The organism is Intestinibacter sp., assembly GCF_051866655.1.
GTDB lineage: Bacteria > Bacillota > Clostridia > Peptostreptococcales > Peptostreptococcaceae > Intestinibacter.
Genome location: NZ_JBJDXL010000434.1, coordinates 1 through 12,665, shown reverse-complemented (window position 1 = coordinate 12,665; position 12,665 = coordinate 1). Strand labels below are relative to the sequence as shown.

Genomic DNA, 12,665 nt, shown 5'->3' with positions numbered 1-12,665 from the left:
ATTCATATTAGGACCTCCTAAATTAATCTATATTTATATGATATCAAATTATTTAGTATTTATAAATAATTAAAAACTTTATATTTATTGAGAAAATTATAAAGGATTTTGTATCAATTTTGATGAATAAGTAGTTAAATGGATAAATTTTTTGAAAAAACAATATTAATTTGTAAATATAGGGGTATATATTTATAATATAAAAGGGACTAAAAAAGAAAAAAGGAGATTTATATGAATTTTAATAAAAAAATAATATTAACTAGCATGGCAGTGCTGCCGATTTTTATGGGGACTATAAATGCACAATCTAATTCGGGTGTGGTTACAGCATATGAATTAAACGTAAGAAGTGGTCCAAGTAAATCATACAATGTAAAATTTGTAATTTATAAAAATGATAAGGTCACAATTGAGGAAACCTCTAATGGATGGTATAAAATAACTACTAAAACTGGAAAACAAGGATGGGCAAGCTCTAAGTACATAGATGTAGTTGAAAATGAGGCTACTACAATTAAAAAGGTATCAGCTTCATCACTTAATATGAGAAAGGGGCCATCTACATCTTATCAGGTAATAACGACATTGAGTAAAGGTCAAGCGGTTGAGGTTATTTCAGTCGACAATGGATGGGCAAAAATAAAGTATAATTCAAAAATAGGATATGTTTCTAATAAATATTTAACAGATCAGGTAGATAGTAGCATAAAGATAAAATATGTAAATACATCAGCATTAAATGTAAGGACAGGTCCATCTACGTCTTATAAAATACTTACAGTTTATAAATATGGACAAGAAGTTAAGGTCGTATCTATAAACGGAAATTGGGCAAAAATAAAATACAAAGATGGATATGCTTACATATCAAATAAATATTTAACTGATAAAATATCAGATAATGAAGATGATAATAAAAATGATAGCAATACTGAAAATAATAATCAAGGTGGAATAAAAACTACATATGAAAATTTAAGCTATTCTTTTGATACTATGGTCGATTACGAGTATAAATTATCACAAAAAGGATATAATAAAATTAGAGCTAATATATCTAGTGATTACTCAAATTCTAATAATTACATAAATGCTACTAAAACAGATTTGAGAAAATATTTAAATCCAGATAATTTTACTTCAAATAGCAATGGAAAGCTTCAGTTTTTAAGAATAGATAAGTATCGTTCTGGAATAACAGCTAGTGAATTGAATGCTTATTTTGCAAAATACTGTCAATCACATAGTGTATTTTTAAATAAGGGACAGGCATTTATAGATGCAGCTAAGAAATACGATTTAGATGTAACGTATTTAGTTGCAGCAGCTATGCTTGAGACAGGACATGGAGTTTCTAAATTAGCTCAGGGAGTTTATGTAACTGATACTTCAGGGAATCAAGTCAAGGTTTATAACTTCTTTGGGATATCTGCATATGACGGAACTGCTGTATCATCAGCTTCTCAATATGCTTATAAAAAGGGATGGACTTCAGTTGATAAAACTATAGATGGCTCAGCTAAATGGTTATCTGATAATTACATACATAGCAGTAAATACAATCAAAATACACTATATAAAATGAGATGGAGCTACAATACAGGTCACCAATATGCTACAGATGTAGATTGGGCAGCTTATATAGCCAAAATGATGAATAAAATAGTTCCTTATTACAACGACTGTACGACTTTAGAGTATTTGATACCTAAATATAAATAATATCAAATTGGAAAATCTAAAATTTTGAATTTTAGATTTTCCTCGAATAAAATTAAATCTATAAATACATTGTCAGCATAAAACCTTTATACGATTTTCTAAATTATTTTCTGAAACTATATTTTTTAAATTGCCGTAATTATATGTCGCCAAGGCGTATTCCTTCATTTTTTCAAAAATATACTTTTCCATATCGCTTTTAAAATTTACAATATCTTTTCCTATATTCCAGGCATTTAGCTCCCTTAAAATTGTATTTTTCTTAAACTGCAGGACGTAATCCTCAAGCTCTAGGGGAAGATTTTTTTTGTAGTAAGAGCGATCCTTTAAGTCTATATTGTACTCTACTATAGAATTTGCAATTGAAGAAATTATATCGCTCGAGGTCGATTTTATAATAGATAAATTGGGATCTAGTATATGGCCTATTTCGTGGCAAAGAGCACATTTTCCTATAAGGTATATGTTTTGTCTTGTAATAGGTATATTTTCAGTATTGAACGAATTTATAAATAAGTAAAAATTATAGCAAAATGATAAAAATCCATTTTTGGAAATAACTACAACTCCTAATTTGGGAAGTGCGCAAATTGGTATATTGCTTTTTTTATAGTAAAATAAATGGATTTGCTTTTTATTTATATTCATTTCTGCTAGAGCATTTGTGAAGAGCTTTTTACATTTTAATTCCTTATAGTAAATAGGTATTTTTTTTATATCATATATATTTGAGCAAGTCATATTATACCTCCAAATATAAGACCTTATTATAATAATATTAAAAAGCTTCAAAAAAGAGCTAATCCTAAAAAATAATTTATAATTTACTTTGAGAGAGAGGACTTTCAAAATAAATTATAAATATGATATAATTTTATATCAAAAAGCAAAATCTTGAGATGAAAGGAGATGTCATATATAAATGGATAGCATAAACGATTATTTGAGCAAATTGAAAATTGAAAATGATTTTTTATATAAGAGATTAAAAGATGTGCTTGTAACAAAGGTTGTTTATTACAAAGAGAATAGGATTTTTTATATGTATTTATCGTCCAAGGAAATAATTTCTTATGACATTTTATCATCGCTTAGGGAGGCTTTATTAGATGAATTGGATTATTTTTCTGATATAAAAATAAAGATGAGATATAATGGATTGTCTCGTAAATCTAATAAGGACATAGTAAAAAAGAATTGGGATAATATACTGCATATACTTAGAGATATCTGTCCAGCTATTGAGGGATGGAGAAAACAGGTTGAATATATGTGTATAGATGACACCTTAAAAATAAAAATACCTAAGAGTATTTTTTACGATAAATTAAAATCAAAAGACTGTGAGCATATAATCCACAATGTCTTTTTAGAGGAGTTTTCTCTAGAGCTAAAGGTCGTATTAGAAAAGGCTGTAGATGAAAAAATCGATACAAAGAAGATAATTGAGAAGATGGATAGGGAGCTTGAGGAAAAGATCAAGGAGATGGAAATTTCTGACTCTAAAAAGGAAGAGGAGGAAGAAGGTGCCTACGTAATAAAGGACGAGGAGCAAGAGGATACAAATATAATATACGGCGAAAATGTAAATGCAGTATTTGAACATATTTGCGATATAAACAAAAATATGAGAACTATCTGCATAGTTGGAGAAATATTTAATATAGAAATCAAAGAGCTTAAAAATGGAAAAATTCTTCTTATAGCAGATGTCACAGATAACACGAGCTCTATAAGCTGTAAGCTATTCTTAAACGATATGAATCAGGATAAGGTTCTAAGTAAGATAACAGAAGGGACTTATGTAAAAATCAAGGGAGACGTACTATACGATGCGTTTAAACGCGAGCTTACGATGACTATAAGTGGTATCAGACTAGAGGAAAAGAAATACAGACAGGATACTAGCCCTAAAAAACGTGTAGAGCTCCATGCACATACTCAGATGTCTTCAATGGATGCATTATGCCAAACTAAAAAGCTAGTCAAGCAGGCGGCTACTTGGGGTCATAAGGCAATAGCTATTACAGACCACGGTGTAGTCCAAGCATTCCCTGAGGCTATGGACGCAGGTAAAAGCAACAATATAAAAATACTTTACGGCGTTGAGGGGTATCTAGTAGAGGATAATGCTCCGATTATAAAGGAGCCAAATGATAAAGACCTATCTCAGACATTTGTGGTATTCGACTTAGAGACTACTGGTTTTTCTAATAAAAACGACAAGATAACTGAAATCGGTGCTGTCAAGGTTAAAAATTTCGAGATTGTAGATAGATTTAATGAACTAATAAATCCAGAAAAGGATATATCGTATAAGGTTCAGGAATTGACAGGTATAACTAATGATTTAATAAAGGATAAGCCTACAATTGAAGAGATTTTACCTAAATTTATGGAATTTGTAGGAGATAGCGTGTTAGTTGCGCATAATGCTGAATTTGATATAGGTTTTATAAATCAAAAATGCAAGGAAATGGGCATAAAATTTGAAAATAAAAGTGTAGATACCCTAATGCTTGCTAGAATACTTCTACCACATTTAAAGAGATTTAAGCTTAACAACCTTACAAAGGAATTAGGAGTTCCTCTGCACAACCACCATAGAGCAGTAGATGACGCTGCTGCAACTGCTCATATATTTATAAAATTCTTGGATATGCTCCAAAAGAGGGGCGCAGAGAAATTGAGCGATGTAAATGAAATATTGGGCTTTATAGACTACACTAAGCTAAAGACAAAGCACATTACTCTAATAGCTCAAAATTTGGTGGGAATTAAAAATTTATACAAGATAGTATCTGATGCACATGTAAATCATTTTTACAGAGCACCGAGAATATTAAAGAGTGTATTGATGGAATATAAAGAAGGAATTATCGTTGGCTCAGCATGTGAGGCTGGAGAAGTATTTCAGGCTGTAAAACAGAATAAAGACGACGATGAGATAAAAGATATTATAGAATTATACGACTATATAGAGGTAATGCCTATAGACAACAACAGGTTTATGATAAACAACGGCGAGGTCAAGGACGAGGATGAGCTAAGAGAATTGAATAAAAAGGTCGTAGATGTGGCAAAGAGATTTGGTAAAATTCCAGTGGCGACAGGAGATGTGCACTTCATAGAAAAGCACGAGGCTGTATTTAGAAGGGTACTTAAGTATTCTCAGGGCTTTAGTGTAGATGAAGAGGAGACTTATTTGCATTTTAGAACTACAGATGAAATGCTAGAGGAATTCAAGTATTTAGGAGAGGAATTGGCGTACGAGGTCGTAGTTGAAAATACCAATAAAATTGCGGATATGGTAGAGGACTTTTTACCTATACCAAATGAGACATTTCCACCTGTAATAGAGGGCTCAGACACTGAGCTTAGGGAGATGTGCTACTCAAAGGCGAAGAGAATCTACGGAGATCCGATGCCCGAAATAGTAAAAACTCGTCTAGATAGGGAACTAAACTCTATAATCAGTAACGGATACGCAGTCATGTATATAATAGCCCAAAAGCTAGTTACAAAATCACTAGCAGACGGTTATCTAGTTGGGTCTAGGGGTTCTGTTGGATCTTCACTTGCAGCTACAATGAGTGATATAACAGAGGTTAATCCACTTCCAGCACATTATATATGTGAAAACCCGGATTGCAAATATTCGTATTTTTACGATGTAGGTGAATGGGGCTCTGGGGTAGATTTACCGGATAAAGACTGTCCTAAATGTGGAAGAAAGCTTAAAAAGGATGGGCACGATATACCTTTTGAGGTCTTTCTTGGATTTGAAGGAGATAAAGAGCCTGATATAGACCTTAACTTCTCCGGAAGCTATCAGCCAGTAATTCACAAATACACAGAGGAATTATTTGGTGAAGGGCACGTATATAGAGCTGGAACTATAGGTACAGTTGCAGATAAAACTGCATATGGATATGCTAAAAAATATTCAGAGGAAAATGAGTTAGATTTAAATAGTGCAGAGATTTTAAGACTTGCAAAGGGATGCACAGGAGTTAAGAGGACATCAGGACAGCATCCAGGGGGTGTAATGGTTATCCCAGATTATAAAGATGTCTACGATATCACTCCTATACAATACCCTGCAAATGATACATCCTGTGGTGTTATAACGACGCATTTCGACTACCATTCTATAAGTGGTAGAATATTAAAGCTAGACATTCTAGGGCACGACGTTCCGACCATAATAAGAATGCTTGAGGATATTACAGGGCTGGATGCGACAAATATTCCTCTAGATGACAAGGAGACGATGTCCATATTTACATCTACAGAAGCATTAGGTGTAACACCAGAGGAAATTAACTGTCCAATAGGTTCTCTTGCTATACCAGAATTTGGTACATCCTTCGTTAGACAGATGCTCCTTGACACAAAACCTACTACTTTTGCAGAGCTTGTACGTATAGCAGGACTTTCGCATGGTACAGATGTTTGGCTAAATAATGCACAGGATTTAGTTGTAGATGGAGTAGTTGAATTCAAAGAGGTTATATCTACTCGTGATGATATAATGAACTACTTGCTATTTAAGGGATTGCCTCCTAAGATGGCGTTTACAATTATGGAGCACGTAAGAAAGGGTAAAGGATTAAAGCCTGAATTTATCGAGGAGATGAATAAACACGATGTGCCTGAGTGGTATATTGAGTCTTGTAAGAAGATAAAATACATGTTCCCTAAGGCACATGCCGTGGCATACGTAATGATGTCGTTTAGACTTGCTTATTTTAAAGTGCATTATCCAGCAGCATTTTATGCTACTTATTTTACAACTAAGGCACAGGATTTTGATGCAGATTTGATTGTGAAGGGTCTCGACAGTATTAAAGCAAAGATAGATCAAATACACGAGCTAGGAAATGATGCAACAGCAAAGGATAAGACGATGCTGACAGTTTTAGAGGTTGCGCTTGAAATGTACGCGAGAAAGATAAAGATAATACCTGTAGATATTTATAAATCTGATGCGACCAAGTTTCAAGTTGTAGACGATAAGACAATACTTCCACCTATGATAGCGCTACAAGGTGTAGGAGAAAATGCAGCTATAAATATCCAAAAGGAAAGAGAAAACGGAGAATTTATCTCTAAAGAGGATTTGAGAAAGAGAACTAAAATCTCAAAAACAGTAGTTGAGACACTTTCAAATCACGGCTCTTTAAACAATATGAGTGAAAAAAATCAATTATCCTTATTTTAAAAGTTTTACAAAAAAATTGAAATTATTGTGTACAAATCGAAAAAAATAGTGTAGAATATAGTAGTTAAAAATGTATTTATACAAAAACACTTGTAAAAAAAAAATTTTTATGTTATAGTAATAGAAAAATAGTATATGGCAGAAGATAAGAGTGAGGCAGTTGTTCTCACTCTTTTATTTTAAATATGTTATAATACAACTGAATAGGAGGCATAAATGAAAAAGAATATTGAATCTATAGTTGAAGAATTAGTATTGCCTGTTTTAGATACTAAGGATATAGAATTAGTAGATGTAGAATATGTGAAAGAAGCGGGACAATTTTATTTGAGAATCTACCTTGAAAAAGAAGGTGGGATTACATTAAATGATTGTGAAGCCGTATCAAGAGAAATAAATCCTATATTAGACGAAAAAGACCCAATCGAAGAAAATTATTTTTTAGAAGTATGTTCACCAGGTCTTGATAGACCTCTTAAAAAAGAAAAAGACTTTATAAGATACGCAGGAAGAGATGTAGAAATCAAATTATACAAACCTTTAAACGGAACAAAACAACTTGAAGGAGAACTTGTAGGTTTAACTGAAGACAAAAAAATAAAAGTTATAATAGATAATAATGAAGTTGAGTTTGATAAAAAAGATATTGCGATAATCAGACTTGCTGTGAAATTTTAGCGGTAGTATTAACTAGGGAGGAATAAAAATGAAACAAGAAACTGTAGATCCAAAGCAAGATTTTATGGACGCGTTAGACGAATTAGAAAAAGACAGAGGGATAAATAAAGAAATTATAATAGATACTATAGAACAAGCACTTTTAACTGCTTACAAAAAGAACTTCGGTTCAGCTCAAAATGTAAGAGTTGAAGTAGATAGAGAAGACGGAGAAGTAAGGGTATTCTCTCAAAGAAGAGTAGTAGATGAATCAGATTTATACGATACTTTCTTAGAAATAGAATTAGCAGATGCAAGAAAAATAGACCCAAGTTACGAATTAGGAGATATAATAGAAAATGAAGTAACTCCTAAGGAATTCGGTAGAATAGCAGCTCAAACTGCTAAACAAGTAGTTGTACAAAGAATAAGAGAAGCAGAAAGAGAAATCGTATACAACGAATTTATCGAAAAGGAAACAGAAATAGTTACAGGAGAGATAGCTAGAGCTACTTCAAAAACTGTATATGTAAATGTAGGAAAAATAGAAGCTTCTATGCCAGAATCTGAACAAATTCCTGGAGAAGAATATAAAGCAGGACAAAATATAAAAGTATATATATTAGAAGTTAAAAAGACTAATAAAGGACCTCAAATAGTAGTTTCAAGAAGTCATCCAGGTCTTGTTAAGAGATTATTTGAAAAACAAGTAGAAGAAATATACCAAGGTATAGTTCAAATAAAATCTGTTTCAAGAGAAGCTGGTTCAAGAACTAAAATAGCAGTTCAATCATTAGACGAAAGAATAGATCCAATTGGTGCTTGTGTAGGTACTAAGGGTTCTAGAGTAAGAGCTGTAGTAGATGAGTTAGGTGGAGAAAAAATCGATATAATTAATTACAGTGAAGATCCAGCTGAATTTATATCAGCATCACTTAGCCCATCAAAGGTTGTAAGAGTAGATGTAAATGAAGAAGAAAAAACTGCCCTTGTAGTAGTTCCTGATTATCAATTATCTTTAGCAATAGGTAAATCTGGTCAAAATGCAAGACTTGCAGCAAAACTTACTAATTGGAAAATAGACATAAAAAGTGAATCACAAATAAAAGAAGAAATGGAATTAAAAGCTAACGAAGAAGATATCGAAGAGACTCTTGTAGAAGATATCGAATCTACATCTGAAGTAGCTGAAGTAGAAGATATAGATTTAGGTACTGAAGTTGATTTAGATTCTGACATTGAAGAATAATCTCAACTAGTATAAAGTTAAGGAGGGATGGCTTTGAAAAAAGTAAAGAAAATACCTCAAAGAAAATGCATAGTATGTCAAGACAGAGATTCTAAAAAGGAGCTTATTAGAATTGTTAAAAACAAAGAAGGTGAAATATTTTTAGATCCATCTGGCAGAGCAAATGGTAGAGGTGCATATATATGTAAAGACTCTGAATGTTTGAAAAAAGCCATAAAGACAAAAGCTTTAAATAGGGCTTTTAAGGTCGAAGTTTCTGATGAAGTATACGAAAAATTATTGATGGAGTTAGAAGCTTATGATAAATAACAATCAAAAAATTCATTCTTATATAGGCCTAGCTATGAGAGCTGGCAAAGTCGTATCAGGAGATGACACAACTTTAAAAGATCTCAAAAAAGGCAAAGTAAATTTAATAATAATCGCCGAGGACGCTTCAGATAATACTAAAAAGTTATTTAAAGATAAATCGGCGTATAGAAAGGTAGATCAAATTCTGTTTTCAACAAAGGTAGAGCTTGGTTTATCTATAGGAAAATCACCGAGAGCTGTGTTAGGGATAAAAGATAAAGCTCTAGCACAAAAAATTTTAGAACTCGTTGAAGTAAAAATTTAATAGGGGGTGATCTTGTGGCAAATACAAGAATAGACCAAATCGCAAAAGAAGTAAAAGTTTCAAATAAAGAAGTTATAGCTAAATTAGCTGAATTAGGAATTGAAGTAGAAAACGAAAATTCAGAAATAGACGAAGAAGACGCACAGTTAGTGACAGAATTATTATTAGAAGAAAATGGAAACAAAATAAGTATAGATGGACCTTTAACAGTTCAAAATCTATCAGATGCTGTAGGAAAATCAGTTTCAGAGGTAATAATGGAGCTTATGAAAATGGGAACTATGGCAACAATAAATCAAGAGGTTACTTTTGAAGTAGCAGCTTTATTAGCTCAAAAATATGGATTTACATTAGAAGCAGTTGCAAGTGATGTAGATGCAGAAGAAGAAATAGAGAGATTAATGGAAATTGAAGAAGATAAAGAAGAAGATTTAAAACCAAGACCACCAGTTGTAACTGTAATGGGACACGTTGACCACGGTAAAACATCTCTACTTGATGCTATAAGAAATACTCGTGTAACATCAAGTGAAGCAGGTGGAATAACTCAACATATAGGTGCATCTGAAGTATCTATAAACGGACAAAAAATCGTATTTTTAGATACTCCAGGACATGAAGCCTTCACATCAATGAGAGCAAGAGGTGCTCAAGTAACAGATATAGCAATACTTGTAGTTGCAGCAGACGACGGTATAATGCCTCAAACAATAGAAGCTATAAACCATGCCAATGCAGCAGGTGTACCTCTAATAGTAGCTATAAACAAAATAGATAAACCAGGTGCTAACCCAGAAAAAGTTAAAAAAGAATTAGCCGATGAAGGTCTACTAGTAGAAGACTGGGGTGGAACAGTAATATCTGTAGAAGTTTCAGCTAAGAAAAACCAAAATATAGATACATTACTAGAAATGGTTCTATTAGTTGCAGAAATGGAAGAATTACGTGCAAATCCTAATAAGAGAGCAGTTGGTACTGTAATAGAAGCTCAACTTGACAAGGCTAGAGGACCAGTTGCAACAGTTTTAGTTCAAGGCGGAACTTTAAAAGTTGGTGACCCAATAGTTGCAGGTGTGGCTTCAGGTAAAGTAAGAGCCATGATAAATTCAAAAGGAAAAAGAGTTAAACATGCAGGTCCATCTACAGCAGTAGAAATACTTGGTCTATCTGAAGTACCACTAGGTGGAGACCAATTCGTGGCTGTTCCAACAGATAAGATAGCTAGAAATATTTCTGAAAAGAGACAATTAATCCAAAGAGAAGAAATGCTTAAATCTTCTCAAAGAATGTCACTTGACGATTTCTTCAATCAAATGAATGAAGGTCAAGTAAAAGACTTAAACGTAGTAATAAAAGCAGATGTTCAAGGTTCAGTTCAAGCTGTAAAACAATCACTTGAAAAATTATCAAATGAAGAAGTTGGCGTAAACGTAATCCACGGTGGTGTTGGTGCGATAAATGAATCAGATGTATTATTAGCTGCTGCATCAAATGCCATAATCATAGGATTTAACGTAAGACCAGTATCAGGTGCTGAATCTTTAGCAGACAAAGAAAACGTAGATATAAGAACATACACAATAATTTACAAAGCTATAGAAGATATACAAGCTGCTATGAGCGGTTTACTAGATCCAGAATTAAAAGACGAAGATACAGGAAAAGCTGAAATAAGAGAAGTATACAAAATTTCAGGTGTTGGAGCTGTTGCAGGTTGCTATGTTACAAGTGGTAAGATATTTAGAAACTGCAAGGTTAGAATCGTTAGAGATGGTATAATAATCCAAGAATGTGAATTATTAGCACTTAAGAGATTCAAAGACGATGTAAAAGAAGTTAATAGTGGTTTTGAATGTGGTATGAGCTTTGTTAATTACAACGACATAAAAGTAGGCGACGTAATAGAAGCCTACATCCAAAAGGAAGTAAAGAGAGAACTATAATTAACAAAAGAGGTTGATATAATGGCATCAAATAATAGAACACGTAGAATAGCAGAAGAAATTAGAAAAATAGTAAGCACAATGCTAATTAATGGAATAAAAGATCCAAGAATAAATTCTCTAGTAAGTGTAACTGATGTTGAAGTTACAAGCGACTTAAGCTATGCATATGTATATATAAGTATTCTAGGTGGAGATGAAGAATCTACTTTAGAAGGCCTAAAAAGTGCATGTGGGTATATAAGAAGAGAAGTTGGAAAAAATATAAAAATAAGACATATTCCAGAAATTATATTCAAGATAGACGATTCTCTAATAAAAGGGATGTACATGGATGAATTGATAAAAAAAGTCAATAGTGGATATAAAAATTCATCAGAAGAAGATGAAGAAGACGGTGAATAATATGGATAAGATTATTAATTATATTGATGAGGGTAACTATTTTATAGTTACCTCTCATGTAAATCCAGATGGAGACAATATAGGCTCTACTTTATCTATGTATTATTATCTAAAATCTATAAATAAACAGGTCTACTATGTTTTAGACGACGATATTCCTCTTAATTTAAAGTTTTTATTAAATGATATAGAGATTTTAAATTCTGAAGAATTTGAAAAGTTGAATTTAAAAGATTTTAGTATAATATCACTAGATTGTGGAGATTTAGGTAGAATATGTTTGGATAGAGATTTAATAGACAAGGCTTCGAAGTTAATCTGCATAGATCACCATGCTAGTAATCAAAGCTTTGGGGATTTAAACTATATAATACCAGAGGCGTCTTCAACTTGTGAACTTGTATATAATATATTCAAAAGAATAAATCAAATAAAAAACACACAGGTTATGGATTCAAAAATAGCAACTGCACTATATGCAGGTGTGGTAACAGATACAGGTAAATTTACTTACTCTAATACTAGCCCTAGTACATTTGATATGGCAAAGGAGCTTTTAGAATTAGAAGCTGAGTCTAATAAAGTTATCTGTGAGGTTTATGGAAACAATCATTATAATTACTATAAATTATTAGGAGAAGCATTAAATACACTTAATATAATCGAAACTAAGGTGGCTACTATAACATTGACTCAAGATATGTTATCTAGAAACAACGTGAGCTTCAAGGATACAGATGGTATAACACCTTATTGCAGAGATATTGAAAATGTAGAAGTAGGGATTTTAGTAAAAGAAAAATCTGAGGATGAAATTAAAATAAGTCTTAGATCTAAAAATTACGT

At 32.2% G+C, this 12,665-nt stretch carries 10 protein-coding genes; 9 read left to right on the top strand and 1 reads right to left on the bottom strand.

The features are described from left to right. The first annotated feature begins 234 nt into the window (after positions 1 to 234). Positions 235 to 1,725 (top strand): SH3 domain-containing protein, encoded by a 1,491-nt coding sequence (locus ACI3VO_RS13125; RefSeq protein ID WP_439758350.1) that lies wholly within the window; start codon positions 235 to 237, stop codon positions 1,723 to 1,725. Positions 1,726 to 1,797: 72 nt separating this feature from the next. Here ACI3VO_RS13125 and ACI3VO_RS13120 read toward each other — a convergent pair whose 3' ends face one another. Continuing rightward, positions 1,798 to 2,466 carry a hypothetical protein gene (locus ACI3VO_RS13120; RefSeq protein ID WP_439758349.1) on the bottom strand — a complete coding sequence of 223 codons (669 nt, stop codon included), beginning with the start codon at positions 2,464 to 2,466 and terminating at the stop codon, positions 1,798 to 1,800. A 181-nt stretch (positions 2,467 to 2,647) separates the two neighbouring features. Between ACI3VO_RS13120 and ACI3VO_RS13115 the strand changes: the two genes are divergently transcribed. The 8 genes from ACI3VO_RS13115 to ACI3VO_RS13080 form a co-directional block, all read left to right on the top strand. Next, entirely contained in the window at positions 2,648 to 6,949 is a 4,302-nt protein-coding gene (locus ACI3VO_RS13115; protein ID WP_439758348.1) for a PolC-type DNA polymerase III, read from the top strand. A gap of 216 nt (positions 6,950 to 7,165) precedes the next feature. Then, entirely contained in the window at positions 7,166 to 7,627 is a 462-nt protein-coding gene (gene rimP / locus ACI3VO_RS13110) for a ribosome maturation factor RimP (protein ID WP_439758347.1), read from the top strand. A 28-nt stretch (positions 7,628 to 7,655) separates the two neighbouring features. Continuing rightward, a complete protein-coding gene (gene nusA / locus ACI3VO_RS13105; protein WP_439758346.1) occupies positions 7,656 to 8,855 on the top strand; it encodes a transcription termination factor NusA in 1,200 nt (399 codons plus the stop codon). A 27-nt stretch (positions 8,856 to 8,882) separates the two neighbouring features. Then, on the top strand, positions 8,883 to 9,164 hold the full coding sequence (gene rnpM, locus ACI3VO_RS13100) for an RNase P modulator RnpM (RefSeq protein ID WP_439758345.1): 282 nt from the start codon (positions 8,883 to 8,885) through the stop codon (positions 9,162 to 9,164). Continuing rightward, on the top strand, positions 9,154 to 9,471 hold the full coding sequence (locus tag ACI3VO_RS13095) for a L7Ae/L30e/S12e/Gadd45 family ribosomal protein (protein WP_320624658.1): 318 nt from the start codon (positions 9,154 to 9,156) through the stop codon (positions 9,469 to 9,471). The genes rnpM and ACI3VO_RS13095 overlap by 11 nt, the downstream gene beginning before the upstream one ends. Before the next feature lie 14 nt (positions 9,472 to 9,485). After that, a complete protein-coding gene (gene infB / locus ACI3VO_RS13090; RefSeq protein WP_439758344.1) occupies positions 9,486 to 11,414 on the top strand; it encodes a translation initiation factor IF-2 in 1,929 nt (642 codons plus the stop codon). Positions 11,415 to 11,435: 21 nt separating this feature from the next. Beyond that, positions 11,436 to 11,819, top strand: coding sequence for a 30S ribosome-binding factor RbfA (gene rbfA, locus ACI3VO_RS13085; protein ID WP_439758343.1), 384 nt, complete (start codon positions 11,436 to 11,438; stop codon positions 11,817 to 11,819). A gap of 1 nt (position 11,820) precedes the next feature. Then, positions 11,821 to 12,665, top strand: an 845-nt coding sequence (locus tag ACI3VO_RS13080) for a DHH family phosphoesterase (protein WP_439758342.1), incomplete at its 3' end; no start/stop codon positions are given.

What these genes read in the sequence shown, in the direction of transcription:
- nusA (WP_439758346.1), top strand. Translation starts at nt 7,656, where the DNA reads ATGAAACAAGAAACTGTAGATCCAAAGCAAGATTTTATGGACGCGTTA.
- rnpM (WP_439758345.1), top strand. Translation starts at nt 8,883, where the DNA reads ATGGCTTTGAAAAAAGTAAAGAAAATACCTCAAAGAAAATGCATAGTA.
- rbfA (WP_439758343.1), top strand. Translation starts at nt 11,436, where the DNA reads ATGGCATCAAATAATAGAACACGTAGAATAGCAGAAGAAATTAGAAAA.
- ACI3VO_RS13115 (WP_439758348.1), top strand. Translation starts at nt 2,648, where the DNA reads ATGGATAGCATAAACGATTATTTGAGCAAATTGAAAATTGAAAATGAT.
- rimP (WP_439758347.1), top strand. Translation starts at nt 7,166, where the DNA reads ATGAAAAAGAATATTGAATCTATAGTTGAAGAATTAGTATTGCCTGTT.
- ACI3VO_RS13125 (WP_439758350.1), top strand. Translation starts at nt 235, where the DNA reads ATGAATTTTAATAAAAAAATAATATTAACTAGCATGGCAGTGCTGCCG.
- ACI3VO_RS13095 (WP_320624658.1), top strand. Translation starts at nt 9,154, where the DNA reads ATGATAAATAACAATCAAAAAATTCATTCTTATATAGGCCTAGCTATG.
- ACI3VO_RS13120 (WP_439758349.1), bottom strand. Translation starts at nt 2,466, where the DNA reads ATGACTTGCTCAAATATATATGATATAAAAAAAATACCTATTTACTAT.